Origin of the sequence: Natrinema altunense, from assembly GCF_000731985.1 — an archaeon.
Taxonomy (GTDB): domain Archaea; phylum Halobacteriota; class Halobacteria; order Halobacteriales; family Natrialbaceae; genus Natrinema; species Natrinema altunense.
The window spans coordinates 158,179-182,367 of sequence record NZ_JNCS01000001.1 but is presented as its reverse complement, the minus strand read 5'-3'; the positions used below and the strand labels follow the sequence as shown (position 1 = coordinate 182,367).

The 24,189-nt window shown below is 63.2% G+C and carries 28 protein-coding genes and 1 tRNA gene; 16 read left to right on the top strand and 13 right to left on the bottom strand.

The annotated features are described in order from the left end of the window. Positions 1-80: 80 nt before the first annotated feature. Complete coding sequence (locus ALTAJ2_RS01005) at positions 81-917, top strand: lipoate--protein ligase family protein (protein WP_007108736.1); 837 nt, start codon at positions 81-83, stop codon at positions 915-917. Between the two features lie 31 nt (positions 918-948). Here ALTAJ2_RS01005 and ALTAJ2_RS01000 read toward each other — a convergent pair whose 3' ends face one another. Beyond that, positions 949-1,620 carry an HAD family hydrolase gene (locus ALTAJ2_RS01000; RefSeq protein WP_007108737.1) on the bottom strand — a complete coding sequence of 224 codons (672 nt, stop codon included), beginning with the start codon at positions 1,618-1,620 and terminating at the stop codon, positions 949-951. A gap of 217 nt (positions 1,621-1,837) precedes the next feature. On the opposite strand from ALTAJ2_RS01000, the gene ALTAJ2_RS00995 reads away from it, so the two are divergent. Both ALTAJ2_RS00995 and ALTAJ2_RS00990 read left to right on the top strand, forming a co-directional pair. Continuing rightward, positions 1,838-2,722 carry a deoxyribonuclease IV gene (locus tag ALTAJ2_RS00995; RefSeq protein ID WP_007108738.1) on the top strand — a complete coding sequence of 295 codons (885 nt, stop codon included), beginning with the start codon at positions 1,838-1,840 and terminating at the stop codon, positions 2,720-2,722. A 119-nt stretch (positions 2,723-2,841) separates the two neighbouring features. Continuing rightward, positions 2,842-3,639 (top strand): class I SAM-dependent methyltransferase, encoded by a 798-nt coding sequence (locus ALTAJ2_RS00990; RefSeq protein WP_007108739.1) that lies wholly within the window; start codon positions 2,842-2,844, stop codon positions 3,637-3,639. 49 nt (positions 3,640-3,688) lie between these two features. Here the strand turns inward: ALTAJ2_RS00990 and ALTAJ2_RS00985 are convergent, their stop codons facing one another. Genes ALTAJ2_RS00985 through ALTAJ2_RS00970 form a run of 4 tightly spaced genes read right to left on the bottom strand, consistent with a single transcriptional unit; the run spans position 3,689 to position 6,223 of the window. Beyond that, on the bottom strand, positions 3,689-4,150 hold the full coding sequence (locus ALTAJ2_RS00985) for a hypothetical protein (protein ID WP_007108740.1): 462 nt from the start codon (positions 4,148-4,150) through the stop codon (positions 3,689-3,691). Beyond that, positions 4,147-5,001 (bottom strand): hypothetical protein, encoded by an 855-nt coding sequence (locus ALTAJ2_RS00980; protein WP_007108741.1) that lies wholly within the window; start codon positions 4,999-5,001, stop codon positions 4,147-4,149. The genes ALTAJ2_RS00985 and ALTAJ2_RS00980 overlap by 4 nt, the downstream gene beginning before the upstream one ends. Before the next feature lie 37 nt (positions 5,002-5,038). Further along, positions 5,039-5,605 (bottom strand): DUF6114 domain-containing protein, encoded by a 567-nt coding sequence (locus tag ALTAJ2_RS00975; protein ID WP_007108742.1) that lies wholly within the window; start codon positions 5,603-5,605, stop codon positions 5,039-5,041. A gap of 6 nt (positions 5,606-5,611) precedes the next feature. Then, positions 5,612-6,223, bottom strand: a complete 612-nt coding sequence (locus ALTAJ2_RS00970; RefSeq protein ID WP_007108743.1) for a DUF6230 family protein — start codon at positions 6,221-6,223, stop codon at positions 5,612-5,614. 549 nt (positions 6,224-6,772) lie between these two features. Here ALTAJ2_RS00970 and ALTAJ2_RS00965 point away from each other — a divergent pair. The 3 genes from ALTAJ2_RS00965 (at position 6,773) to ALTAJ2_RS00955 (ending at position 9,283) form a co-directional block, all read left to right on the top strand. Then, positions 6,773-7,423 (top strand): helix-turn-helix domain-containing protein, encoded by a 651-nt coding sequence (locus ALTAJ2_RS00965; RefSeq protein WP_007108744.1) that lies wholly within the window; start codon positions 6,773-6,775, stop codon positions 7,421-7,423. A gap of 110 nt (positions 7,424-7,533) precedes the next feature. Then, complete coding sequence (locus tag ALTAJ2_RS00960) at positions 7,534-8,502, top strand: ABC transporter ATP-binding protein (RefSeq protein WP_007108745.1); 969 nt, start codon at positions 7,534-7,536, stop codon at positions 8,500-8,502. After that, entirely contained in the window at positions 8,495-9,283 is a 789-nt protein-coding gene (locus ALTAJ2_RS00955; RefSeq protein ID WP_007108746.1) for an ABC transporter permease subunit, read from the top strand. The genes ALTAJ2_RS00960 and ALTAJ2_RS00955 overlap by 8 nt, the downstream gene beginning before the upstream one ends. Before the next feature lie 52 nt (positions 9,284-9,335). Here the strand turns inward: ALTAJ2_RS00955 and ALTAJ2_RS00950 are convergent, their stop codons facing one another. Next, entirely contained in the window at positions 9,336-10,034 is a 699-nt protein-coding gene (locus tag ALTAJ2_RS00950; RefSeq protein ID WP_007108747.1) for a DUF7095 family protein, read from the bottom strand. A gap of 179 nt (positions 10,035-10,213) precedes the next feature. Here ALTAJ2_RS00950 and ALTAJ2_RS00945 point away from each other — a divergent pair, with 179 nt between their 5' ends. Further along, positions 10,214-10,933, top strand: a complete 720-nt coding sequence (locus ALTAJ2_RS00945; protein ID WP_007108748.1) for an alpha/beta fold hydrolase — start codon at positions 10,214-10,216, stop codon at positions 10,931-10,933. Between the two features lie 32 nt (positions 10,934-10,965). Here the strand turns inward: ALTAJ2_RS00945 and ALTAJ2_RS00940 are convergent, their stop codons facing one another. Beyond that, positions 10,966-11,664, bottom strand: a complete 699-nt coding sequence (locus ALTAJ2_RS00940; protein WP_007108749.1) for a hypothetical protein — start codon at positions 11,662-11,664, stop codon at positions 10,966-10,968. A gap of 153 nt (positions 11,665-11,817) precedes the next feature. Between ALTAJ2_RS00940 and ncsA the strand changes: the two genes are divergently transcribed. Beyond that, the gene (ncsA, locus tag ALTAJ2_RS00935) at positions 11,818-12,777 is read left to right on the top strand and encodes a tRNA 2-thiolation protein NcsA (protein ID WP_007108750.1); all 960 of its coding nucleotides are present in this window, start codon (positions 11,818-11,820) and stop codon (positions 12,775-12,777) included. A gap of 318 nt (positions 12,778-13,095) precedes the next feature. On the opposite strand, the gene ftsZ is transcribed toward ncsA, so the two are convergent. The 3 genes from ftsZ to ALTAJ2_RS00920 all read right to left on the bottom strand — a co-directional run bounded on the left by ftsZ (position 13,096) and on the right by ALTAJ2_RS00920 (position 15,293). Next, positions 13,096-14,283 (bottom strand): cell division protein FtsZ, encoded by a 1,188-nt coding sequence (ftsZ, locus tag ALTAJ2_RS00930; protein WP_006185705.1) that lies wholly within the window; start codon positions 14,281-14,283, stop codon positions 13,096-13,098. A gap of 2 nt (positions 14,284-14,285) precedes the next feature. Then, positions 14,286-14,465, bottom strand: coding sequence for a ribbon-helix-helix domain-containing protein (locus tag ALTAJ2_RS00925; RefSeq protein WP_006185704.1), 180 nt, complete (start codon positions 14,463-14,465; stop codon positions 14,286-14,288). Positions 14,466-14,660: 195 nt separating this feature from the next. Beyond that, a complete protein-coding gene (locus ALTAJ2_RS00920) occupies positions 14,661-15,293 on the bottom strand; it encodes a double zinc ribbon domain-containing protein (RefSeq protein WP_007108751.1) in 633 nt (210 codons plus the stop codon). A gap of 127 nt (positions 15,294-15,420) precedes the next feature. On the opposite strand from ALTAJ2_RS00920, the gene ALTAJ2_RS00915 reads away from it, so the two are divergent. Continuing rightward, positions 15,421-15,494: transfer RNA gene (locus ALTAJ2_RS00915), tRNA-Tyr, on the top strand. A gap of 270 nt (positions 15,495-15,764) precedes the next feature. Beyond that, complete coding sequence (locus tag ALTAJ2_RS19355; RefSeq protein WP_160163682.1) at positions 15,765-15,932, top strand: hypothetical protein; 168 nt, start codon at positions 15,765-15,767, stop codon at positions 15,930-15,932. On the opposite strand, the gene ALTAJ2_RS00910 is transcribed toward ALTAJ2_RS19355, so the two are convergent. After that, on the bottom strand, positions 15,923-16,237 hold the full coding sequence (locus ALTAJ2_RS00910) for a hypothetical protein (RefSeq protein ID WP_007108752.1): 315 nt from the start codon (positions 16,235-16,237) through the stop codon (positions 15,923-15,925). The genes ALTAJ2_RS19355 and ALTAJ2_RS00910 overlap by 10 nt on opposite strands. 480 nt (positions 16,238-16,717) lie before the next feature. Here ALTAJ2_RS00910 and ALTAJ2_RS18975 point away from each other — a divergent pair, with 480 nt between their 5' ends. Both ALTAJ2_RS18975 and ALTAJ2_RS18970 read left to right on the top strand, forming a co-directional pair. After that, positions 16,718-17,743, top strand: a complete 1,026-nt coding sequence (locus ALTAJ2_RS18975) for a hypothetical protein (RefSeq protein ID WP_144240173.1) — start codon at positions 16,718-16,720, stop codon at positions 17,741-17,743. Between the two features lie 37 nt (positions 17,744-17,780). Next, the gene (locus tag ALTAJ2_RS18970) at positions 17,781-18,446 is read left to right on the top strand and encodes a hypothetical protein (RefSeq protein WP_144240172.1); all 666 of its coding nucleotides are present in this window, start codon (positions 17,781-17,783) and stop codon (positions 18,444-18,446) included. A gap of 1 nt (position 18,447) precedes the next feature. Here ALTAJ2_RS18970 and ALTAJ2_RS18965 read toward each other — a convergent pair whose 3' ends face one another. After that, on the bottom strand, positions 18,448-18,900 hold the full coding sequence (locus ALTAJ2_RS18965) for a hypothetical protein (protein WP_144240171.1): 453 nt from the start codon (positions 18,898-18,900) through the stop codon (positions 18,448-18,450). A 194-nt stretch (positions 18,901-19,094) separates the two neighbouring features. Here ALTAJ2_RS18965 and ALTAJ2_RS20000 point away from each other — a divergent pair, with 194 nt between their 5' ends. Next, positions 19,095-19,334: a hypothetical protein gene (locus ALTAJ2_RS20000; protein WP_007108754.1), complete on the top strand. Its 240-nt coding sequence runs from the start codon at positions 19,095-19,097 to the stop codon at positions 19,332-19,334. A gap of 498 nt (positions 19,335-19,832) precedes the next feature. Here the strand turns inward: ALTAJ2_RS20000 and ALTAJ2_RS00895 are convergent, their stop codons facing one another. After that, positions 19,833-20,147 (bottom strand): VOC family protein, encoded by a 315-nt coding sequence (locus tag ALTAJ2_RS00895; RefSeq protein WP_007108755.1) that lies wholly within the window; start codon positions 20,145-20,147, stop codon positions 19,833-19,835. A 696-nt stretch (positions 20,148-20,843) separates the two neighbouring features. On the opposite strand from ALTAJ2_RS00895, the gene ALTAJ2_RS00890 reads away from it, so the two are divergent. Genes ALTAJ2_RS00890 through ALTAJ2_RS00880 form a run of 3 tightly spaced genes read left to right on the top strand, consistent with a single transcriptional unit; the run spans position 20,844 to position 24,107 of the window. Then, positions 20,844-21,605: an ABC transporter ATP-binding protein gene (locus ALTAJ2_RS00890; RefSeq protein WP_007108756.1), complete on the top strand. Its 762-nt coding sequence runs from the start codon at positions 20,844-20,846 to the stop codon at positions 21,603-21,605. Next, entirely contained in the window at positions 21,595-22,878 is a 1,284-nt protein-coding gene (locus tag ALTAJ2_RS00885; protein ID WP_049900249.1) for an ABC transporter permease, read from the top strand. Before ALTAJ2_RS00890 ends, ALTAJ2_RS00885 begins: the two co-directional genes overlap by 11 nt. Continuing rightward, a complete protein-coding gene (locus tag ALTAJ2_RS00880) occupies positions 22,878-24,107 on the top strand; it encodes an ABC transporter permease (protein WP_050031408.1) in 1,230 nt (409 codons plus the stop codon). Before ALTAJ2_RS00885 ends, ALTAJ2_RS00880 begins: the two co-directional genes overlap by 1 nt. The last annotated feature ends 82 nt before the right edge of the window (positions 24,108-24,189 follow it).

Genomic DNA, 24,189 nt, shown 5'->3' with positions numbered 1-24,189 from the left:
CTGCCCATCAACCCTGTAGTGCTATACGGAATCAAGCACGCGTCGGAATCACTTTCCATCTCGTCTGCGTGGCTTCGCACATGACGGCACTTGCCGATCGAAACTGGCGGCTGATCCGGGACGAACCCCGCGACGGAGCGACGCAGATGGCGCTCGAGGAGATCGCAGCACGAGCGGCGCTCGAGGACGACGTGCGAACCGTCCGCACGTACGCCTGGGAGCCGAGCACGCTCTCGCTGGGGTATCGCCAGGACGCCGAGACGGTTGACTGGGAGTTCTGCGAACGGGAAGGAATCGACGTCACGCGCCGGCAGACCGGCGGCGGCGGGATCTATCACGACCGCCATGCCGACATTTCGTACACGATCGTCGCTCCCGCCGACGAGGTCCCGGGTGACCTGATGGACTGTTACGAACTGTTCTGCGAGCCGATTCTCGAGGCCTTCGATCGACTGGGCGTCGACGCCGCCTTCGCGTCGGCCGAGCAGGACGCCATCTACCGGCCGTCGTGCTATCTACGGGATATCAATCCGGCCCACGACATCGTCGCGCCGGCAGACGCGGGGGCGGACGCCGAGAAAATCAGCGGCAACGCCCAGTACCGCCAGCGCGACGTGGTCATCCAGCACGGCTCGATCAGTTACGCCCTCGAGCCGCAGAAACACGTCGGCGTCTTCGAGGCCGATCTCGAGGCGGCGACGTTCACGGATCGGGTCACCTGTCTCCGCGACGAGGCGGGGTGCGACCGCGAGGAAGCAGTCGAGACGATCGCCGGAGCGCTGCGGGACTGGTGTGCTGCGGACGAATCGACGTGGCGGGACGATGAACTCGAGGCCGCGCGGGCACTCGCCGACCGGAAGTTCGGGTCCGACGCCTGGGTTCGGAATCGGAAGGTGCTCAAGGCGGACAGCCAGTGAGGAGAACCGAACCCGTCGGCCGGAGGGGACGTTAGCGCGCCCGTGATTCGTCGACGGAGTGACCGTCCGCAATTCGGACCACATCGCGTAACGTTTCCACGTCGTAGGTGGGAGTGACGTCGAGGTCGGCGTTACGGCAGTGGGGGCGACGGAGGAACACCGAATCGATACCCGCGCGGTCGGCTGCGATCACGTCGCTTTCGCTGTCGCCGACGTAGAGCGCCGAGTCGCCGTCGAGATCGGAGAGCGCTCGCTCGATATAATAGGGGTTCGGTTTCTTCAATCGGAGGCTTTCGATCGTCTTCTCGCGGCCGTAGTAGGTCTCGAACAGCGGTTCTAGATCGAACCGATCTAAGACGAACGCGAGCGTGCTGTGATGGTTGTTGCTCACGACACCGCAGTTCTGGGAGAGAGTGCTCAGACAGTCGACGTCGTCGTAGCGGTTTCGATCGCCCGCACGGAACGCCTGCCGTTGAGATCGGGCGTCGTGGTGTTCGCGTGCCTTCCAGAACGTCTCCGCCTCGAGATCGTAGGCCGTACAGATCTCGGACAGGTCGGCGACGGTAACACCGGTGACGATCGCGTCGAGGTGGTGTTGTGCGACAGCATCGACGCCGACCTCCCGAAACGCGTCTCGTGTGGCAGCGGCCTGCGTTTCATCCGCGGGTGGTGTAACGAGCACTCCGTCGTTGTCGAACAGCACCGTATCGTATGCAGTCACTTGCGAGTACTACTCTGTCCAAATAACTGACTCTTTTGGTCCGAGGGTTCCACTTCCGTAATCGGTAGGACGGCGGCTACCACGGGTTAGTACTCGGGATGCCGGCCTGGCTCAGGGCCAATTTCAGGACCGACACCTGATGTCGAAGTACCTACCCAGGTCCGATATACCTATCACGAGTCGGTACTCACGGACGGCCATGAAGGTCGGCGCACACGTTTCGATCTCCGGGTCGCGCGTCTCGTCCGACGAGGAAACACCGCCGTACGACGATCTGCGTAACGCGGTTCATCGCCAGCTCGCCTTCGGCGGTAACTGTGGGCAAATCTTCACCACCTCGCCGCAGGTCTGGGCCCAACCCGAAATCAGCGACGAGGCCGCCGCGGGCTTTCGCGAGGAGAGCGACGCGAAACTCGAGGGGCCGTGGGTCATCCACTCGGCTTATCTCGTCAATCTCTGTACGCCGAAAGACGACCTCCGTCGGAAGTCAAAGGAGAGCATGCAGGCGGAACTCGACGCCGCCGATCGGCTCGGGGTTCCGTACGTCAACGTCCACCTCGGGGCGCACACCGGCGCGGGCGTCGACGACGGCCTCGACAACGCCGCGAGCCTGATCGACGAACTCGAGGTGCCCGAAAACGTGCAGATCCTCGTCGAGTCGGACGCGGGCAGCGGGACGAAGCTCGGCGGCGAGTTCGCACATCTCGGCGGGATCATCGACCGTACCGAGACCGACATCGGCATCTGTATCGACACCGCCCACACGCTCGTCGCGGGCAACGACCTCACGACGCCCGAGGCGGTCGACGAGACGGTCGGCCGATTCGACGACGAGGTCGGGCTGGAGCACCTGAAGTACATCCACCTCAACGACTCGAAACACGATGTCGGGACCCACAAGGACGAACACGCCCACATCGGCGAGGGATACATCGGCGAGGACGGCATGAAAGCGATCGTCAACCACCCCGATCTGCGGGACCTGCCGTTCGCACTCGAGACGCCGACCGAGGACGGGCGGGGCTTCGCGTGGAACATCGAAAGGGTCAGGGACCTCCGGCAGGCGGAGCCGGTGCGACCGTAACGAGGGGCGGTGCGGCGACGCTGTCGTTTCGACGCCACACAGGAACGCGAGCACTGACTCGCACCGTCTCGAGGCGCGAAACCGACCCGTTTTTACTCGATTCGTTCGTACGGCCGACCGTGCGCGAGTTTTCCGAATCCTACCTCAGCCGGACCCGCGAGGGGATGTGGGCCGACTCCCGCGCGGCGCTCGAGCCGCTGGCCCTCGACGCCCACGACCGGATTCTGGACGTGGGCTGTGGGACCGGCGAGTTGAGCCGCGTCCTCGCCGCGGAGTCGTCCGGCGAGGTGATCGGCTGCGATGCCGATCCCGACCTGCTCGCGGCCGCGGGCGAGCACGTCCCGATCGTCGCCGGCGACGCCTTGCAACTTCCCTTCCCGGACGACACCTTCGATCTCGTCGTCTGTCAGGCGTTACTGATCAACCTGCCCGATCCCGCGGCCGCCGTGTCCGAGTTCGCGCGCGTCTCCACAGACCTCGTGGCGGCCGTCGAACCCGACAACGCCGCGGTCGAGATCGACTCGAGTGTCGACGCGGAAGGCCGCCTCGAGCGCCGCGCGCGCCGGGCCTATCTCGACGGCGTACCGACGGATGTCGCGCTCGGGGCCGACGCTCGCGAGGCGTTCGAGGCGGCGGGTCTCGAGGTAAGCGAAACGCGTCGGTATGACCACGTCCGGACGATCGAACCGCCCTACGGCGAGCCGGCGCTGGTCGCGGCCCGTCGGAAGGCGACCGGAGCGGGCTTGGCCGACGATCGGGAGACGATGCTTTCGGGGCCGCTAACCGAGGCGGAGTACGATGACCTCCGCGGATCGTGGCGGGAGATGGGACGGACGGTCATCGAGCAGATGGAAGCCGGGGAGTATCGCCGCACGGAAGCGGTGCCGTTCTTCGTCACCGTCGGCCGCCGTCCTTAGTTCGGACGGATTGCGATCGCGTTTCGCCGGGCAGAGCGCGTCGACCCCGTCACCACGGGCAAAGCAGCCGGAGTCCGCTGCCGATCAGACCGCCGACGAGGCCGTCGACGGCGGTCAGCAGCGAGAAGGTGATGGCGAGCAACACGACGCTCGGGAGACCGAGCCCGGAGAGCCCGGGACTGAGCGGTCCGATCGAAGCGAACACGAACAGCGGCGGTTCGGTGTACAGTCCGAAGAGGGAACCGACGAACGCCATGAGGAACCCCGCGAGGCCGCCGGCGAGCGCGCTCGCGGTCACCGCGTACGCGAGGCCGGTCGCCATTCGGCCGGCGGCGTACGCGGCGATACCCCCGGCGACGACGCCGCCGCCGATCCGCGCGAAAAGCGGCACCAGAAGCGAGGTGAGGGAAACGAACGCCCCGACGGCGGCGGCTCGGAGGACGATCCCCGTGTCGACCGTCGCGAACGGTGGCTGGGTCTCCTCGTGGTCGCTCGCCTCGTGGTCGCTCATGGCTCGAGTGCCCGTTCGTCACCGGTTACGTCACGAGTCGCTCGCTCGCGTGCCGGCGTCTCGGTGTCGCCGGTGTCGTCGGTATCGGAGGGGGTCGTGGGTTCCGTCCGGTCACTGTCGGGATTCGCGCGCTTGCCCTCGGAACCGTCCGACGGGGAGTCGTCGGTCGAGTCACCTGAGGAACCATCACGTTCGTCGTCTCGATGGTCGCTGTCGCTTTCGTTGCCCTGCCGATCGTTCTCCCCAGGTCGGGGATCCGTTTCGTTACCTTGGTTGTCGGTTTCGTTACCTCGGTGATCGGTCTCGTTGTCTTGATGGTCAGTTTCGTTACCTCGGTGATCAGTCTCGTTACTTCGGTTGTCACCGTTATCGCCCTGGCCGTCGCTTTCGTGTGGTGGGTCGAACGGGACGGGTGCGGGGATGTCGCTTCGCGGGCCGACCTCGACGCCGTACCCGGTGACGGCGAGGTTCCGCAACTCGACCGAGCGGACGTCGACGACGACGTCGGTTCGTTGAGCCGGGAAACACTCTTCAGCCGCCGCGAGCTCGTTGAGTGTCTCGTTTCGCCGATCGGTTCGTAACACGATGGTTCCCGCTGAGGACCGCGTCTCCCCGAGTTCGACGCGCCTGGTTTCGTCGAGGTAGATCGTGACGTTCTCGCCCCCGCTTCGGACGACGACGCGGTTGCTTTCCGGCGTGAGTTGCTGAACGCAGACGGTCGCCTCATCGATCCCGTCGAGATCGACCGTGAGGGCTCGCTCGTCGGTCTGGCCGGCAACGTGGGACGGTCCGACCACGGCCCCACCGAGAGCAACCGCCAACACGACGGCGAGCGTACCGGTTCGGATCATGCGTTGGGCCGGTCCGTCGGTCGCGTTCTTCCCGGCGTCACTCGTCGGTCCCCCGCCGTGTGATGCGTTCGAGGCCCGCGCGACAGCCCAGGACGATCGTGCCGACGAGGCGAGCGAACCCCGCGTTGATCCGGGCCGCCGCTTTGTCGATCACGCTCGGCTCGGAGACGGCCTCGTCGACGGCGTCGCCGCTTGGCTTCCAGGCGATACAGAGGTTCCCACCGAGGATGCCGAGCAGCATGCCGACCAGCAACCCGCCGAGCGATCCGAACAGCGAGAAGATCGACAGGATGATCCCGACGACGCCGGCTCCGTGGGCTCGAGCGGGCCTCGACAGCGCGTAGAGTCCCGACAGAAAGACGAACACGCCGAAGAGCGCACCGATGGCGAGAAAGCCCGCCATCTCTCCGCCGATGAAGGCGATATCCGGCAGGATTCGCATCGGCACCCACGTGATGAGGAGGCCGGCCAGACACAGCAGGAGACCACCGAGGAACGGGCGTCCCCTCCGCCAGGCGTTGAACCGACGCCAACGGGAACCGATCCACCGACGGATCCGTGCGGGAAGCGTCTCGGACTCGTTCTGGCCGCTTTCGGACGACATGGACGATCACCCGTCGGGGTGGTACTCCACGTCGACCTCGAGACCGGGGAGTGTGATCTCGTTGGAGGCGAGGTACACCGCATCCATCTCGACGTCTTTCTGCACCATTCCGGGACTGTCGCCGGAGATGTCCGTGAGGTAGCCGTCCTCGGGATCGGCGTTCTCGCCGGCGGTCTGCTGGAACTGCTTTTCCGGATTGTCGCTCGCTTGAGCGTTGACGACCTGTCCGTTGAACGTCGCCTCCTCGGCTTGCAAGTCGGTGAGTTTGATGTACTGCTCGTCGGCCTTGACCGTCTCGTCGGCGGCGAACGAGATCTCCATCGAACCGTCGACCATGGGAATGGACTTCTCCCCGCTCAGTACCATGCCGTCGATCTCGACGCCGCGCTGTTCGACGACGGCGACCGGCGTCGTCCCCTCGGTGTCCTCCCCGACGCTGGGATAGAGGAGGAACTCGTCCGACCTGATCTCGTCGGCCGTGACGGTAAAACCGCTGCCGTCGGCGGTGGCCATCGCCGTCGCGTAGGCCGTCCCCGACGAGAGGACGACGAGACCGACTATGGCGACGATCAGAAACGAGGCGCAGGTCCCGACCGCGAGTCGCTTTCGGCGGTACATACTAGACCCACCCCCGAACGATCGGTTCGGCCGCTTTCGTCCTATTCGCCGACCTCACGCCGTGTCCGCTTCGATATTGCGGTGTCATTTCGAACGTCACAAGTCCACACCCAACACGACCTCGGATCATTTTTCCTCCTCGTATACGGGGGCATTTATAACCGATCGGGGGGAAATATTACGGGGGTGATCGATCGGTGCCGATCGGGAAGTCACGACAACCGCTCGAGGGGATACTGAACGGGTCGCCGTCCTAACCAATATAAAGAGTCGTGGAAACGCGGGGGAACGCCTATCGTGAAGAACGGTTCGTGTCGGAGCATGCGCACGAAGCGGACTGGAACCGACGGGAGCATGGTCTGCTGTACCGGGTTCGTCCCGGCCCTCCGGGACCCTCACAGCCGCGGGGACTCCAGTGACGGCTGCAACGTCGGCACGGCGGCAGGCGGTCGACGGCCACGTCGGCGAACGAGATTGGAAGTCACTGTCGGACGAATATATGGTGAACGATACTGAAAAATACGTGTACGATGTCGTGACTGTCGGACGATGAGATACGCGAAATGCGTTATTATCCCCGACGACGAGGGACTGCACCCGCTCGATCGGCGGATCGCGGACCACCCCGACGTGACGCGTGAACTCCTCCATAACGTCAACCTCCTCGCCGACGAGACGATCGTCGCACTCTACCGGTTCTCGGGGAAGCGAAGCGTTCTCGAGTCGATCCTGTCGGAGTCGCCGATGGTCAACCAGTACCAACTCTCGAGCGCCGACGGCGAGCACCACGCCTACATCCATCTCGAGGCTCACGACCGACTCGTCGGACTGTTGAGCATGCTTAGGGAGTTCGAATTCATCTACGATACTCCCCTCGAGTTCACGCGCCGCGGCGGCCTGCGGGTCACGATGATCGGTGACGTAAAGAGTTTTCAGGCGGCCGTTCCGGACGTTCCCGACGGGATCAGGCTCAAACTCCTCAAGACGGGGCGGTACGAGCCGAACACGGACCGGCTGTTCTCCCAGCTCACCGCTCGCCAACAGGAGATCCTCCGGACCGCCGTCGATATGGGGTACTACGACGTTCCGCGAGCGGTGACCCACGACGACATCGGCGAGGAACTGGGCTGTACCGGGGGGACGGTCGGCGGCCACCTGCGAAAGATCGAGTCGACGATCCTCACCCAGATCGTCCCGTAACGGGTCGGAGTCGACGCGAACCGGGGAGCCGATTGCCCGACCCGGCTCGGGCGGAGGGGGACGGTGGACCGACGCCCGGTTACATACGGCCGGCCGTCGACGGGGTCGGTATGGCAGCGATCGAACTCGAGGGACTCACGAAGGATTACGGCGAGGTGCGCGCCAACGACGGCATCACGTTCGCCGTCGAGCGCGGCGAGGTCTTCGGCTACCTCGGCCCGAACGGCGCGGGGAAGACGACGACGATCCGGACGGTACTCGGACTGCTCTCCCCGACCGCCGGAACGGTTCGGCTGCTCGGCCGGGACGTGACCGACGAGGCGCAACTACTCGAGGCCAAACGCCGACTCGGCTACCTTCCCGACGATCCGGCGTTCGACGAGACGGCGACCGGTCGCGAGATCCTCGACCTGCACGCGTCGCTCAAGGGCGACGAGCGCAGCGCGGCGTTGCTCGAGCTGTTCGACCCGCCGCTCGATCGCGAGATCAGGGAGTATTCGCGGGGAAACGTACAGAAGCTGGGACTGGTGACGACGTTCATGCACGATCCTGACCTGGTGATCTTGGACGAACCGACCAGCGGGCTCGATCCCCTGCTCCAACAGCGGTTCAACGAGTTCGTCCGAGCCGAACGGGAGGCGGGACTGACGGTGTTTTTCTCCTCGCACATTCTGAGCGAGGTCCGCAAACTGTGTGACCGCGTCGGGATCATTCGGGACGGACGGTTGGTCACGGTCGAACCCGTCGAATCGCTGTTGAACAGGAGCGGCAAGTTCGTCCGGCTCCACGCCGACGAGCCGATCCCGATTCGCTCGCTCGAGGTCGACGGTGTTCACGGGCTCGAGTCCAACGGCGGGGCCGGCCCGGGCGACGGGACCGAGTACGTCTTTACCTTCACCGGCGACATCAACGCCCTGCTCGCGGCTATCCGGGAGTACCGGCTGGTCGACCTCTCGATCGAGGAAGCGCCGCTCGAGGACGTGTTCATGCGGTTTTACGGCGGTAATGCGACCGATGCACCGACTGCGACCGAGCAGACGACGGCCGGTACCGACCGGGGTGGGAGCGGCGATGTTTGAACTCACACGGTACGACGGCCGACGCCGCGTTCGCGGGAGCATCGCCCTCTCGGGCGGGTTGTCCGCGCTCGCCGCGATGGTCATCTGGGTCTACCCGTCGTTCGAGGCCGAAGTCGACCTCGACCAGTTGCTTGCCGCCTATCCCGACCCGATCCTGCAGGTGATGGGCGTCCAAACAATGACGAGTCTGGGCGGGTTCCTCTCGTTCGAGCTGTACACCTTCGGCTGGGTCATCATGCTCGGCCTGTATCTAGCCTACAGTACGGCGGGTACGATCGCCGACGATGTCGATCGCGGCCGGATGGACGTCCTGCTTTCGATGCCGCTCTCCCGGCGGCGGCTGATCGCCGAGCGGTTCGCCGCGATGGCGGTGCCGATCGCCGGTGCGAACCTCCTGCCGCCGGTCGTCGTCGTCGTCGGGGCGCGACTGATCGACCACCCCCTCGCGGTCGCGGACGTGCTCGCGGTCCACTTGCTGTCGATTCCCTACCTGTTCGCCTGCGCCGGGATCGGCTTGCTCGCGTCGGTCGTCTTCGATCGCGCGGCGATCGCCCAGCGGGTCGCGCTCGGGGTCACGTTCGTGCTCTTCCTGTCGGAGTCGCTGCTCACCGGCACCGACGCCGAGACGATCGGTGCGATCGCGCCGATGCGCTACTACGACCCGAACGCGGTGTTGCTCGAGGGCCGCTACGATCTCGCCGGGGCGGGGATTCTCGTCGCGATGACGCTCGCCTTCCTCGTCGCGAGCCAACTGTGGTTCGGCCGGACCGATATCCGATGAGATCCGCACGACGGCGAGCGGGTACGGATCGGCCGCGATTCCGACGGCACCGTCACACGACGTCGCCCCGAACCGTCACGCCGTCTTGTCGGTCGCGCCAGGCGTGGAGTTCGCGGGCCGCTGTCTCGGCTTCGTCGTCGTCCAGCCCGAGCATCTCGAGGGCCGCCGACAGTGTCGGCAGCGCCAGATCGCCCGCTCGGAGCTTCCGAAACGCCTCGTCGCTTTTGGTCCCCTCGGCCCAGAGACAGACCCCGCGCGGGTCGAGCAACTGGGTGTAGTCCTCGCGCAGTTGTGCACCCCGTAGCCGCTGTGTGACGTTGTCCTCGAACGACGAGTTACAGACCTCGAGGTGGACGGGTTCGTCGTCCGCGAGGAGGTGTGCAGCGAGACACCGTTCGGGCGCGGCGTGGCCGTTCGCGTTGGCCCGGAGATAGTCGGGAAACTCGGCCGCCCAGTCCGCCCGTACGGACTTCCCGACGCCCTCGATGCCGTGGGACTCGCGAAACCGGGCATTCGGGCCCCGTTCGTCCGACTCGTCCCCGTCGGCGCTCGCCTCGGTCGGTTCGCTGTCGTCGCGCAGCAGGACGTCCTTGGTCACGTAGATGTCCAAGCGCTCGACGGGATCGAGACCGAGCGCGACGTCGCCGACGGCCCACACCTCGCGGACCGGGACCGGCATCCGCTCGTTCGCGACGGTCTCGACGATCCCCGCGAGGCGGTCGACCGCGTCACTGCGGTCAAATCCTGTCATTGGACCCCCTTGGGCGTCGACGCGCAAAGACGTTTCTCAGTGCCGATCGCGACACCCGTCAGCGGTTCCGCGGCGTCGTGCCCGCGGCAGTCGCGGCCGCACTGCCACGACGCCACGACCGTCTCGAGCGCCGCAGTGAGAGATCAGGTTTTTTATCGGTTCCCGATGAACGGAATCCTATGCGACACCGGATCTTCAACGACGACGGCGACGAGGATCTCGTCTTCGTCATGGGCTGGGGCAACCGCTGGACCCACGAGAACGTCAGCTGGCTCATCGGACAGTTGACCGACGCCGGCTACCGCGTACACGCGTTCGAACTCCCCACGAATATCGACGATTTCAAAGCCGACTGGCTCGAGCCCGTCGCCGAGTACGTCCGCGATCTCGGGACGTACCAGCTGCTGGGCCACAGTGCGGGGGCGCTCGTCGCACAGGCCATAGACGGCGCGGACAATCACGTTTACCTGAGTCCGTGGTGGGGGTACGGCGAGACGTTCCCGGAGCCGCTGTTGGATGCGGTGTCGACCCTCCCGACGACGTTCCCGTGTCTCCCGATCGGCGACCTCGACGAGGACGCGCTGGGCGAGCGGACGACGGACCACCAGATCGAGACGACGCCGTCGTGGGTCTCGCCGGCGTTCGTCCGGGAGACCCGCCGCGCACAGGACGAACTCCTGACCATCGACCACGACGCGGTCGTCTTCTGCTCGCTGCGCGATCCCGTCGTCAGCCTCCGGCCGATCGGCGAGCGGGTGCCCGCCGAACACGTCGTCCTCTACAACGGCGGCCACGAACTGTTCTCCTCGGCCGCCCGCGACCACTACGTCGACCGCCTGCTTGCCGCCCTCGAGAACGGCTCCGCGGCCGTCGAGGAGCGAACACGGATCTCCGCCTGAACCCGTTCGTTATCGCATCGGCGGCGACCCGCTCAGAGCGCGTCGATCAGCGCGCGTAGTTGCGATCCGCCCTCGAGCAGGGCACGCGGAAACCCCGGCCGTGCAGTGGCGAGCGCCTCGCCGAGGACGATCGCGGCATCCGTGAAGATCCCGGTTCCGTGGCCGACGAGGATCCGTTCGGGTGCGATCCCTCCGAAGACACCGATCGGGACGACCGGTCGAATCAGCAGGTACACCGCGAGCCGTTCGTCGCCGGCGAGATACGGCGGCGCGGTTCCGAGGAGATCCGGCACGTACAGCGTGTTATCGGACCGCCGGTACGCGATCGCCTCGGACCAGCCCGGTACCGGGCTCACCTCGCGGACGTCGACCCCCGAGTCCGCGAGTCGCCCCTCGAACCGTTCGAGCGGCGCGTCGATCCGTTCGGCGACCCGGTCCAGCCACGCCGGGACGAGGACGGGAACGTCGAACCGGCGAGCGAACCGATCGGCGTCGCGAGCGTGGTAGGCCGAACAGACGACGACGCCGGCAACCTCGCCCAGGGACGTGATCGCCTCGTCGATCCCGGGTGCCTCGAGCGGATCGAACAGCCAGACGTCATCGCCGTCGCCGAGGAGTGCGTGACTCGCTCGCATCCCGGCTTCGTCGGGATGAGCGAGCCAGCCGAACCCGCCGTCGAACTCGTCGATGCGCCGGTAGCCCGTCGACGGCGTTCGATCGTAAATCACCATACGTCGGCATCTCGTGGACGGCCGTAATACGTTTCGGCTGACACGAGGGTCGATAACTCTGCGATCGAACCCGAACCGCGTCGCATGCTCTGACAGGGAGACCTGCTGAGGAGACGAAACGGACATACGCGTCCGACGGCAATCCATCCGCTAATGGACTGTAACCGGTGCAACGAGGAGGCGGTCATGCACGCCGCCTACTCCGGGGCCCACCTCTGTGAAGATCACTTCCGCGAGTCGGTCGAAAAGCGGGTGCGCCGCCGAGTCCGACGGGACGATCTCGTCCCCCACGATGCGACGCCCGAGAACCCCCAGACCTGGGTGATCGGTCTCTCCGGCGGCAAGGACAGCGTCGTCCTCACGCGGATCCTCCACGATACGTTCGCCGAGGACCCCCGCATCGAACTCGTCGGGCTGACGATTCACGAGGGGATCGAAGGCTACCGCGACAAGTCCGTCGAGGCTTGTGTGGAACTCTGCGAGGACCTCGAGATCCGCCACGAACTCGTCAGCTACGAGGAGGAGTTCGGCGTCCGGATGGACGACGTCGTCGAGGACGACCCCGAGAACATGGCCGCCTGCGCCTACTGCGGGGTCTTCCGCCGGGACCTCCTCTCGAAATACGCCGAGGAACTCGAGGCCGACCTCCTGCTCACCGGCCACAATCTCGACGACGAGGCCCAGACCGCGCTGATGAACGTCCTCGAAGGTGACGTCGAACAGATGGCGAAACACTTCGACGCCAGTCTCGGCCCCCTCTCCGAGCGCGAAGAGCAAGACGAGTTCGTCCCGCGGGCGAAACCGCTGCGGGACGTCCCGGAAAAGGAAGTCGCCCTCTACGCCCACGTCGACGATTTGCCGGCCCACATCACCGAATGCCCCCACGCCAGCGAGGCCTACCGCGGCGAGATCCAGCAACTCCTCTACGACCTGGAGGAGAACCACCCCGGCACTCGCCACTCGATCCTCTCCGGCTACGAGGAACTCGCGACGATCGCCGCCGAGAAGTACGCGGGCGACGACGGGGCCGACCTGCAAGAATGCGTCGAGTGCGGGTCGACGACCACACGAGACGTATGCCGGAAGTGCTCGCTGCTCGAGGCCCTGGTCTAACGGCACTCCCGTTCTCGCCCCCATTCGTCGGTGCCCTCGAGTCCGGCCCCGGTCATCCTTCAGTCGCGATGGAGCGGGTCCCTCGACGTATCCGTTCTCCTGGCCGTATACGGTCGTAAACGACCAGTTCGGTGAACGATACGCTGAAGACCGGACACGATGACGTCCCGGTATCGGTGGCTGGTGCGGGTCCCGAGCCAAGCATTGCCACTGCCGACTCGTGGGTCGAAAAAACGCGATCGCGAACTAGAGAGGCGACCGGCACGACGGTGGTGTGTCAGTCGTGTGGTCGTGCCGGGATCGTCCGGTCGATCGCGATTACCGGATCACGTCGACGCCGTTCTGTCGCTCGACCTCGTCGCGGCCGCCGTCGCTCTGTGCGCCGAACTCGGGACTGCCGGTTTCGACGTTCTTACTCGCGTCGAAGTCGGCCTCGGTCACGCCCTCGATACTCTGGCGGGACTTGTCGGCCTGCTTCTGGGTCGTCGGACCGAGCACCTGCGCGCTCTGAACGCCGGTCATGATCGCCATGACACGCACCTTGCCCTTGTACGACTCCTGGATGCGAGCGCCCCAGATGACGTTCGCCGAGGCCTCGAGGCGCTCGGTGATGTTGTCGGCGATGCCCTCTGCCTCTTTCAGCGTGAGGTCGGGGCCGCCGGTGATGTGGACGAGGCCACCCGACGCGCCGCGGTAGTCGACGTCGAGCAGCGGGTGGTTCATCGCGTCCTTGACGACTTCGTCGGTCTTGTTCTTGTCCTGGGTCTCGCCGACGAGCATCACCGCGACGCCGCCCTGGTTCATGATCGTAGACATGTCGGCGTAGTCCAGATTGATCAGGGACGGCTGTGTGATCGTCTCCGAGATGCCCTTGACCGTCTCGGCGATGATCTGGTCCATCACCGAGAATGCTTTCCCGATCGGCAGGTTCGGGACGTAATCGAGCAGCCGGTTGTTGTCCAGAACGATGATCGAGTCGGCCTGATCGCGCAACTTCTCTAAGCCTTCCTCGGCTTTGACCGTGCGGGCGCGCTCGACGTTGAACGGCGTCGAGACCATCCCGACCACGATCGCACCCTGCTCTTTGGCGATCTTCGAGACGACGGGGGCGGCACCCGTGCCGGTCCCGCCGCCCATCCCCGCGGTCACGAAGACGAGATCCGCGTCGCCCAGCACTTCTTTGATGGTGCCCTGGGCCATCTCGGTCGCACGTTCGCCCATGGACGGGTCGCCGCCGGCTCCGAGCCCGTTCGTGAGCGATTTGCCGACGAGGATCTTCGTGTCGGCCTCGATCATCTTGAGGTGCTGTTTGTCCGTGTTGATCGCCACGGTGTCGGCACCGTCGACGCCGATGTTGTACAACCGGTTGATGGTGTTGTTACCGGCACCGCCGCAGCCGACGATGACGATTCGTGGTTCCCCGAACTCGTCGTCGTCCATCGGGGCGTCCATCTCCCGGGCCTCTTCCTCCGCGTTCTCTAAGGCATCCTGAACGATATCCTGCATCGTTACACCTTGGCCCAGTTGCGTTTACCGGACTGCTCGCTGGGTCCGTCCTGTTGCTCGTTGATCATCTCACGGACGGCCGACCGGATCGCCTCGCTCCGGTTCGGGAACTCGCCCGAGTCGACCAGTTGCTCTACTTCCTCGATCTGCTGTTTCGGGATTCGCAGTGTCACACGCTCCATGGTTGTATTCCCCGTTGGGTAAGACGGTGGCGCGCCCCTGTCAGACGCGGCGTGTCTTACGACGGAACTGCCCGACATCGGGCGATTTTCCGTCTTTTCGACGGGTGTAAGACAATCCGTCTTACGCGAATAATTGGATGTCCGGCCTGAATAATAAAACTTTCGCCGAGGCTGACTTTCCGTGTCTTACACCGGTCAGTACTGGTGACTGTCGGACTCGAGAACGTCCGCTGCCGGCGTCCGACGACCGCACCCGGGACAAAACGACCAGTCCGAACGGACCTCGTCGCCGCAGTCACAGAACAGCCGCCGCGAGGCCTTTTCGCCGCAGTTGGGACAGTATACGTGCTCCCCCTCGAGTTGGTTGCCACACTGGTTACACTGGACGTCACCGTCGCCGGGCGGCGTGTCCGACGGCTCGCGAGTCCGTGCCGGTTCCCCGTCATCGGTCGACTGAGTCGTCTCACGCGTGCGCCCGTGATCGACATGTATCCGCTCGCCGGACTGCACCCGTTCGTCGGACCGCGGTTCCCCCTCGAGCGAGACGGTGACGGTAACGGCTCGTGGATCTGTCGACGGTGTTCGCGCGTCCACCCGTTCGAGCCCGAGCTCACGCAATCGAGCGTCGAGTCGTTCGTCGACCCGTTTCCGAACCAGTTCGTCGATTGCGCCCTCCGCGTCGCAGTTCCGATCCCCACCGCTCCGCGCCGTCCCGCCGGACTCGAGATACGAGCGCAGCGCCTCGCGCAGCGCTTCGCTCTTGGAGCGGTCCAACTCCTCGAGTTGCTCGACGAGATCGTCGTCGGCGCGGAACGTGATCTTGCTCATTGGCGAGTTGCTCCTGTGTTATCACGCCTGCTATATCAATCATGCTGCCGATCACGATCACTGACACGTTCCCGTCGGCTCGAATAATAACCCTTATGTGTACCACGGCGGCTACGTTTGAGTGCGCCCGCCCTTAGCTCAGACTGGTAGAGCAGTCGACTGTAGATCGACTTGCCCCCCGTTCAAATCGGGGAGGGCGGACTTCCTTCCTCGTCGATTCGTGGCAGACACCGAAGAGCCCGCCGTCTTGCGATTTCCGGCGATTTGAGACGGCCGAAAATTTGGAGTAGAACTTGTTTCAAAACGCGGCCCCACGCCGTCCGGCGAATTCCATAGCAGAGAGGTGGGTCGCGTGAGCCGGTACTGTCCACACTGCGGTGGGCGTATGACAACTGCGACCTCCGCCGGCGGCCTCCCCCGTCGCGTTTGTGAGAACGGCCCACACGATCTGCAGGAGGTGTCACGCGGCCAATGAGCGCCTTCCCAGAACCCACTGACGGGGAGTCGGTCGACTTTCTCGAGTTGATCGACATGAAGGCGACCGACGGCAGCCCCGACGACGAGGTGGTCCGCGTACTCGTCTCGGAACTGGTCGGCCGCCGTTTTCGATCCGAACTCGATCCGTTCGGTCATGAGTAGGCTCCGGTGACGTAGCGGGCGAGCCAGCAGTTCTTGAGCGTCCGCGAGTGGCCGTCGTAGCCGCCGGTCGGCTCGGTCTGTTGGAGTGACGAGCACTCGAGGGCAGGCGTGACGTGCCAGAATTTCTGGCCGGTCGGCGTATCGACCCAGACGACCGGCCACTCGTCGTGCCAGTACCAGCCGGCGGTGTTCGGTCCCCAGGTGAGCCGGATTGCCCTCGCGAAGGCGATCGCGAGGAGATTCCGGTCGTGGTAGACCTCGTCGATAGGCTTCTCGTCAGTCGGTGGCGGGTTGTCCGTGCCCATGGTTCGATGGAACTCTCGAGCGAGTGATAGCGGTCGGGAATATCATAGTCTCGTACTGTTGAGACCAATGTTTAAACGGTTTCAGGACTAGTTGAAAACGTAGCCATGCCGATCCACCAGTTGACACAAGTCGGTCGTACGTCGGGCGGTGTTGTACTCCCAAAGGGCGAGCTTCGGGCGCTCGGGTTGGTAGACGAGGACGGAACCGTGAAAGATTGCTCAGTCCGTATTAGACGAACAGATCGTAAAACATGGGAAGTGGCGTTGATTGACCCTGACGACTATCCAGAGTCATAGACTTATAGATCACGGGTAATTCGAGGATTATTTCATTTAGGCAGCGGGTAGTTATTCGGCTATTTGTTATACTCCATTTTGATAACGTTCAAACGGAGGAATAACTTTATGTATGGATGGAGTCCTAATTAACACGCTGCGCTAAACACATCCAGTAGAAAGAAATATACCTCCGTAGTCAAAATGAGCGACCAAGTAAGACATCAATTCATATTAAATATGTATCCAGATCTGAATATAGGTGGCGGCCATAACGAGGCTGTCGAAGATGTGAAGAAAGGCCTCGAAGCCGCATTATATGAAGAAGACATTCAGGTCACTGACGACTCAGAAGGAGGTCTCAGTCCAGACAACATCAAAATACAAAAACTGGTTTATAGAATCGCTGAGGACTGGGAAATTCCACTTATTCGGACTTGGTATCGATACGGGCAGTTTGAGCCTTACAATACCCTCCGACCCAGTGAGTTCTCACCTTCTCCTTTAGAAGAATTTGACAGGACTGTCCGTTCTGGAAAATTTGGGACGGTCACTCGTGAGGATATCCAAGGATACTATGCTGAGACGAATCTTGATGAGGTGTGGAGCCAGTCTATGTTTGACTTTTTAGAGGAGAATTATCAGGACTGGGCGCCTGAAGAGTACCGGGATCTGTATCTCTCGAATTTAGCGATCCTCGATACGTTGGAAGACATCTTAGAGTGTGATGACGAAGAGTTAGCTACGAATGCTGGCGATTTCATTACTGATATGAAATCTGCCACACTTGACCTTCGCTATAATATGAGGTCTCAAGAACGCTTTACTGATGATGTTCTTAATCATACTATCTCCTATCTTGATTCGCTCCAAGAGGCATTAGTAAAGTTAGAATCTATTAACGATCCCGACCCGATGCAATTGCAGGCACTTCGGAGGGGATATATGATCTACCACGGATATGTATGGCCTTGGCCAGCGATGATTATCTCCATTCACAAGGCCAAAGTTCCCTCTAATGAGGAGCCTGAATTCATCGACAAAGGAGAAAGACTACTCACAAAGTTTGAGGACACAATGCCCGGGCAGCTCAAAAGTTGGGAAGAAGAGCTTCAGAATGTCAATCTAACCCCAAGTGTCTCTCAATATCAATCTGTCCGTGGTCCCTCCTCATCCACATTTGGAGACTTGGAGAAGGGAATTATGATCAAAGCAGGCGATGAGCAATAGTCCTCCGTTTACTGTCTTCGCTGATCTATCTGTTTTAGTGGATTACTGTATCGTTTATTTAGACAAAAATAGATATGCAGAACAGGTCCTAAATGAGATACAGGATCAAGGTGGATCTGTTGTTACTAGTTCTTCTGCAAAGAATGATCTAAATGACCGAATAGCAGACCGACAAAGATTATTGGATTATTTGATCAATGAGGCATCCCGATGTATCAGTGAAGAGTCGAACCCCGTTACTGCATTTTCTTCCGGAGTTTTAAACTATCCCGATCTTCAAACGGCAAGCGGAGTTTCATTTAATTCTAGTCATCTTCCAGATTTGTCTGGATTAGCCGAACATCTAGAGAATGTTGGGATACATGAATTTAGAAATGATCTAGATGACTGGCGGATTCAAGCCAATCATCTCCGGAAGAACTTGTACCTGAATGTGATTGATGACACCTATGAAAAAGGGGGGCAATCCCAATTCACATTAGCTGCTACATTGAGTTCCGCCTCGCGAGATCAGTGTCAGGTTGAATGTCTAGTTAACGCCGCATACTGGTGTCAAAGTCATGGAGACAGTGTCCTTGTAAGCAACGAGTGTGGTGTATATGAGGAGAGGGAAAGAATATCCAAGGCAATGTCTCAGATTGCAAATTCAGATATCGATATGGTTTCACCTATGGAGATAGTTGAAGATATGGATATAATCTAGGCTATTTACTTTCAATCATGGAGATGATATCTTGTGTCTGATTCAATATCTTTTGCTGGACATCTGTTGTAGTGAGATCATCCCCCTGATAGTTTGGACTGCGACACCAACCTGTGAGTTCATCAATTTCTTGAACTAGATTTTGGTGTCTTTGATTCCCAATAGGATCTGATGACAACTCTTCCAAGTTCTGGATCGACGATGAAAGGGTAGTAAGTTCAGAGTTCACTGCGTCTTCTCTAGTTAGATCATTTACCTCAACTTCCACTCCAGGATCCAGCGAAAGCGCATCTCGATGAATTTGATTACAAATTCTCTTTACGTCCCTAACCCACTGTTCGGATTCCATGTCTTTATTTCTCTGCTTACTTAAAATATGTGATAAATATGACACAGCTACACTGACTATTAAACTCACAAGCGCACTCACTAAGACACCAGCAAGCTGGACCATACTCTTGTTCGGGTAACACAAGCACATAATTACCTAGCACACTATCTATCCAGATAGACCAGAGATTGAGCGAATCAGTGGCTTGAGTTCAGTGAGTGCTGTGTCCGAGAACTCAGACAGAGTCAGACAGAATCACCCCAATCTCCCCCTCGAGCACCACCAAAAAACTAGATTCCCCTCGGTTCTTGTCCGGAATGCAGGCTACCCGGACGCATGAACTGCAACAGCACGAGAACCGCGACGACATGACGGTCTGGCTCAGCCGGAACGAAGTAGCACAGTCGCTCGAGGCGGTCGACGATACCCAGCAGCGGATCGCGTTCGCACTCGGCGCGCGCTGTGGGTGCCGCTCACACGAAGTGCCCGACGTTGCGCCGGAGGATATCGTCGATACCGACGACGGGACGATGCTCCGTGTCTATAGTAGCAACTGAAAGTCATTGCACACCTGATCGCACGACGGCGTTGCGATCAGTGTGTAAATCGTTTCAGTTGCTACTATAGTACGCGAAGGGCGACGAGTTCCGCGAGCGCCAGCCCCGGAAGAGTTCGCGACGACCATCCGGACGGTTGACGCGGTCTGCGACGTACCGACCAACTCGTCGCTCGCGGTCACTGAAACTCGACGCAAAGGACGGGCCACTGATGAACGACGCATTCGAGTTGATCGCCTCCCACGGCCGCTGTCTTTCGAGGCCCGCCACGGCCATGCGGAGATGACGAACCGGCCGATGAATACTCGTTTCCGAGACGGCATTCCCCTTTTCGATCCGACTTCGGTCTCTGAAGCCGACTATAGCCTTAATTAGAACGGTTTACACACCGACGTGACGGCTGCTGTGCGATAATGTGTGGGTTGACGTTCAGTGGTCAGTATCAGACGCATAGTACGTACCGTGGCAGAGACAGGAGCGCGTCTCTCCGAACGAGACCTACTCCGGCCCGACGATTTCGACCTTGATATCGTCGGGGCCCTCGCAGTAGAGCGCATAATAGCCGCCAGCGTAGGGATGCTGTTCGTCGTACAGAACGGTAGCGTCGTCCCTCTCACGGACACGTGCAGTCAGTTTATCGACCTGATCACGGGATCCTGCGTGGAACGCGATGTGATTCAGTCCTGCTGTCCGTCTGTCAAACGGGTGGTCGGAATTGGGCGCTCGTTTGAGGACGAGATACATCGGACCCTTGCTCCAAGAGCAGCCATCCCGCCACTCGTTTTTCGGTTCGTAGCCGAGTTCGGCGAGCATCCACCCCAAAAGTCACGTGACGTTTCCAGATCGGACGCACACAGTTCAAGATGGTGCAGGTGTCCAGCTTGGTCAGGATCGCCATCGGTCTCGCCCATACAGGCTGATGACGGTGATCTGCCAAAAACGCACCTCCGTGAGGCCGTCCGTGGACGAACGTTGATCCATACGGCACGGAGACCCGGTGACGTGATTACCGGTCGTCCTCGGGCGCTCCGCTCGAGGGACGCCTGCTCTCGAGCAAGCGCGACGCGAGTACGACGTACGGAATCCCGAACGGATCGGACCGGCTCTCGACGGGTCGGGAAGCGATCGAGACGGGGCAGGGATCGTATCGCGTCGGTCTTCGCCATCGGATCACATGACGATCCTGAACGGAGACCGTACCCCGACCGCGCGCCGCTGCTCCGTCGGTGGTACGGGGCCAGCCTCGATGCCGGGCGAACACAGTCACCGTCGCTGATCTGTACGGCCCCGTTTCGATGGGGGAGGTCGGACAGCCCGTCCCTACCGGCCGGTGTCGTCGGTCGACGGCGTCCGGTCCCGCGTCGGCACCCAACGGACCGGACAGCCCCCTGCACGCATGGTCTCGAATCCGTTGTCGCCACGCAACGGTCTGTAGCGCCCGTCTGACAGGGGTAACCGGGTCGAAACAATGAGCCGCCGGCTCGTCCGCTGGGAGTGAGATCGTTGCGAATGTCCAAGCAATCAGTACGCGGTTCGCGATCGTCGGCGAGGGATCGGGCGGACGAACGCGAATCGGCGACGGCCGTTCGCCTCGAGGGCGTCACCCACGAGTACGGGTCCACTGGCGGACGGTTCCGCTCGGGCGACGAGCGGACGGTGACCGCGCTCCGTGACGTCTCCCTCGACGTCCCGACCGGGTCGATCGTCGGACTCGAGGGGCCGAGCGGGAGCGGGAAGTCGACGGTGTTACACGCGGTCGCGGGGCTGTTGGTCCCGACGGCGGGCAGCGTCGAACTCCAGGGGACCGACATCGCGGCGCTGTCCGACGCGGAGCGAACGCGGCTGCGGCGACGCCATGTCGGCATCGTGTTTCAGCGATTCCACCTCCTCCCGTCGCTCTCCGCTCGCGCGAACGTCGCGTTGCCGCTCGTTCAGTCGGGCGTTCCGCGGGCCGCCCGCCGGGACCGCGCGACGACGTTGCTCGAGGCGGTCGGGCTCGACGACCGAACGACCCATCTCCCGAGCGAACTCAGCGGCGGCGAGCGCCAGCGCGTCGCGATCGCGCGGGCGCTGTCGACGGACCCGGACGTGATCGTCGCCGACGAACCGACGGGCGAACTCGATACGGCGACGGGCCGGGACGTCCTCGAGTTGCTGACCGACGTCGGGCGCGAGCGGGCGGTGCTGGTCGCCTCACACGACGAGGCCACGCTCGCGGTCGCGGATCGGGTCGTCACCCTGTGTGACGGACGGGTGGACGATGTCCGATAAGGCCTCGGACCCTCCCGTGGACGCCGAGTCGCGGCGTCGGACGCGCTGGCGAGGGGTCGTCGGACTGACGCTCTCGAGGTGGTGGCGACGCGCGACGCGAACGACGAGGGGCCGGATCGCATCGACGGTCGCCGCCGTCGCGCTGACGATCGCGCTTCTGGTCGTCGTGACGGGCATCGCGCTGGCGCTCGCCGACGGCGGCATGGCGACCGCGGACGACGCGGACGTCCGGATCACGCCCGAGGAGAGCGGGACGCTGTCGTCCGTCGACGGCGTCGAGGGGCCGCGACTGGGCGCGACCAACGAGCGAGCCGCGGCGATCCGCTCCCGGGACGGCGTCGAGCACGCCTCGCCGGTGTTGGTCGAGACGGCGCGCCTCGAGTCGACGGACGGCGACCCACGAACCGTTCGACTGATCGGGCTCGTGCCGGACGGGGAGTCCCGAACCGTCGCGGGGCTGCCGACCACGGCCCTCGAGCCCGGTGATCCGCACTACGCGAACGGGAGCTACGAGGGGCCGCGAAATCGGGAGCTCGTCCTCTCTCCGACCGCCGCGGAGCGGCTCGACGCCACCGCGGGCGACGAGCTGTCCGTCTCGATGGGCGGGATGGAGCGAGCCGGTGGGACGACGCCCTCGGTGACGGTGGCGGCCGTCGCGGACGAGGGAACGGGCGGTGGCGGTGCGCCGATCGCCCTGGTCCACCTGAGCGAACTCCAGTCGTTCTCGGGCGCGGAGACCGGCGAACTCGCCGATCGGTTGCTGCTCTGGGGCGAGGCCGACGCGGCGCGGTCAGCCGCCACCGACGTCTACCCCGCCGGGGCGGTCGAGGTGGCCGGCGACACCGATCCGTCGACGCTGTTCGAGGACGGGCTGGCGTTCGCGACGAGCGTGATCGCGCTGCTGGTCGGCGTGACCGTCTGTGCGTCGTTCGTCGCGACGACCATGGGAATGACCGTCGACGAGGACCGTCGCACCCTCGCGGTCCTCGAGTCGGTCGGCTTCCCGACCCGCAGCCGGCTCGCCGTCGTCGCGGTGTCGACGGGGATCACGACGCTGGTGGGTTCGATCGTCGGCATCGGTCTCGGCATGGCGGGTATCGTCGCCGTCAACGCCGTCGCCGGTGCGACCGTCGCGCCGGGGACGGTCGCGCACTTCCATCCGGTATTCGTCCCGTACGCGATCGGCGTCGCGCTCGTCGCGGGGCTGGTCGCCGTTCCCTACCCGCTGGCCGTGGCCGCACGGACGGCCGTTCTCGAGGAGGTGGCTCGATAATGCTGTGGCGCGTGATCGTCAGAACGCGCGCCGTCGTCGGGCTCGCGATCGCACAGCTTCGACGGTCGCCCGGTCGCACGGCGCTGACCGTTCTCGCCGTCACGTTGGCCGTGCTCTCGGTGACGGTGCTGGCGAGCCTCGGCGTTGGCGTCGTCGAGAAGGGCGAGGAAGGACTGGACCGGGCCAATCGGGACATTTGGGTCTCGAGCGATCCGGTCGATCCGGCCGCGAGCGGGACCGAGAATCCGCTCGTGGGTGCCCACGGGATGGCCGCCGAAATGACCGCCCGGGACGACGTTCGGACCGCGTCTCCGATCGCGATGTACGACGTCTACGTCGGACCGACCGCCTCGGAACTGGAACGCAGGCCTGCGGTCGGGGTCCAGAAAACCCACGAGGGGTTCGATTTCCGGGCAGGGAGCGGGTTCGCGGTCGACGAGGAGGCTGCCGCCGGCCCCCCGCCAGACGAGCCGACGACCAACGAGATCGTGATCGACCCGCGTATCGCCGACGCGATGAACGTCTCCGTCGGAGAGACGATCTACGTCGGGACGAGCAGGCAGACGGCCGCGGCCCACGAGTTCACCGTCGTCGGGACCGCGGACTACTATTCGCGGTATCTGAGCTCGCCGACGGTGACGATGCCGCTGGGCGACGTACAGGCGGTCGCCGGCACGTCAGGGACCGACCGAGCGACGTTCATCACCGCGGACGTGGCGGACGATGCCGACCGGGACGCCGTCGCGAGCGACCTCAGCGAGGCGTACCCCGAGTACGACGTGCGAACCAGCGACGAACAGGTCGCATCGATGATCGAAGAGCGGACGATCGTCCTCGCGAGCGGCGCGACGCTGGTCGGACTCGCCGTCGTCGGCGGCGTCGTCCTGACGGCGAACCTGTTCGCGCTCGTGGCCCACCAGCAACGCGAGCAACTCGCGGCGCTCCGGGCGATCGGCCTGTCCCGACGCGTCCTCGCCGGCACGATCGGCGCACAGGGGCTCGTCATCGGTCTGGTCGGGGGTATCGTCGGCCTTGCAGCGACGCCGCTGGCCGTGCGCGGACTGAACCGGTTCTCGGCGTCGGTCCTCGGTTTCGAGAGCCTCCTGCAGACGCCGCTCGAGGTCTACCTCGGCGGCTTCGCGCTGGCGCTCGTCGTCGGCACGGTCGTCGCGATCGTCGCCGGCTGGCGAGCGGGCCGCTACGCCCGGATCGAGCATCTCGAGGTCTGACCGCGAGCCGGTCGCCTCGGGAGCCGTGACCGGGGCCGGCTTTCCCACCCGGAACCCACTTGCCCGCCGGACCCGTACGTAT

Bases quoted from the DNA above. Each gene is read 5' to 3' on its own strand.
- ALTAJ2_RS00910 (WP_007108752.1), bottom strand. From the start codon at position 16,237: ATGGGCACGGACAACCCGCCACCGACTGACGAGAAGCCTATCGACGAG.
- ALTAJ2_RS00895 (WP_007108755.1), bottom strand. From the start codon at position 20,147: ATGCTCGCCGAACTCGGCTACGAACCGAAAAACGAGTGGCGGGATGGC.
- ALTAJ2_RS00965 (WP_007108744.1), top strand. From the start codon at position 6,773: ATGAGATACGCGAAATGCGTTATTATCCCCGACGACGAGGGACTGCAC.
- ALTAJ2_RS20000 (WP_007108754.1), top strand. From the start codon at position 19,095: ATGCAGGCTACCCGGACGCATGAACTGCAACAGCACGAGAACCGCGAC.
- ncsA (WP_007108750.1), top strand. From the start codon at position 11,818: ATGGACTGTAACCGGTGCAACGAGGAGGCGGTCATGCACGCCGCCTAC.
- ALTAJ2_RS00980 (WP_007108741.1), bottom strand. From the start codon at position 5,001: ATGATCCGAACCGGTACGCTCGCCGTCGTGTTGGCGGTTGCTCTCGGT.
- ALTAJ2_RS00880 (WP_050031408.1), top strand. From the start codon at position 22,878: ATGCTGTGGCGCGTGATCGTCAGAACGCGCGCCGTCGTCGGGCTCGCG.
- ALTAJ2_RS00995 (WP_007108738.1), top strand. From the start codon at position 1,838: ATGAAGGTCGGCGCACACGTTTCGATCTCCGGGTCGCGCGTCTCGTCC.
- ALTAJ2_RS00885 (WP_049900249.1), top strand. From the start codon at position 21,595: ATGTCCGATAAGGCCTCGGACCCTCCCGTGGACGCCGAGTCGCGGCGT.
- ALTAJ2_RS00970 (WP_007108743.1), bottom strand. From the start codon at position 6,223: ATGTACCGCCGAAAGCGACTCGCGGTCGGGACCTGCGCCTCGTTTCTG.
- ALTAJ2_RS18965 (WP_144240171.1), bottom strand. From the start codon at position 18,900: ATGGTCCAGCTTGCTGGTGTCTTAGTGAGTGCGCTTGTGAGTTTAATA.
- ALTAJ2_RS00950 (WP_007108747.1), bottom strand. From the start codon at position 10,034: ATGACAGGATTTGACCGCAGTGACGCGGTCGACCGCCTCGCGGGGATC.
- ftsZ (WP_006185705.1), bottom strand. From the start codon at position 14,283: ATGCAGGATATCGTTCAGGATGCCTTAGAGAACGCGGAGGAAGAGGCC.
- ALTAJ2_RS00925 (WP_006185704.1), bottom strand. From the start codon at position 14,465: ATGGAGCGTGTGACACTGCGAATCCCGAAACAGCAGATCGAGGAAGTA.
- ALTAJ2_RS19355 (WP_160163682.1), top strand. From the start codon at position 15,765: ATGAGCGCCTTCCCAGAACCCACTGACGGGGAGTCGGTCGACTTTCTC.
- ALTAJ2_RS00920 (WP_007108751.1), bottom strand. From the start codon at position 15,293: ATGAGCAAGATCACGTTCCGCGCCGACGACGATCTCGTCGAGCAACTC.
- ALTAJ2_RS01005 (WP_007108736.1), top strand. From the start codon at position 81: ATGACGGCACTTGCCGATCGAAACTGGCGGCTGATCCGGGACGAACCC.
- ALTAJ2_RS00890 (WP_007108756.1), top strand. From the start codon at position 20,844: ATGTCCAAGCAATCAGTACGCGGTTCGCGATCGTCGGCGAGGGATCGG.
- ALTAJ2_RS00940 (WP_007108749.1), bottom strand. From the start codon at position 11,664: ATGGTGATTTACGATCGAACGCCGTCGACGGGCTACCGGCGCATCGAC.
- ALTAJ2_RS00975 (WP_007108742.1), bottom strand. From the start codon at position 5,605: ATGTCGTCCGAAAGCGGCCAGAACGAGTCCGAGACGCTTCCCGCACGG.
- ALTAJ2_RS00985 (WP_007108740.1), bottom strand. From the start codon at position 4,150: ATGAGCGACCACGAGGCGAGCGACCACGAGGAGACCCAGCCACCGTTC.
- ALTAJ2_RS00945 (WP_007108748.1), top strand. From the start codon at position 10,214: ATGCGACACCGGATCTTCAACGACGACGGCGACGAGGATCTCGTCTTC.
- ALTAJ2_RS18975 (WP_144240173.1), top strand. From the start codon at position 16,718: ATGAGCGACCAAGTAAGACATCAATTCATATTAAATATGTATCCAGAT.
- ALTAJ2_RS00960 (WP_007108745.1), top strand. From the start codon at position 7,534: ATGGCAGCGATCGAACTCGAGGGACTCACGAAGGATTACGGCGAGGTG.
- ALTAJ2_RS00955 (WP_007108746.1), top strand. From the start codon at position 8,495: ATGTTTGAACTCACACGGTACGACGGCCGACGCCGCGTTCGCGGGAGC.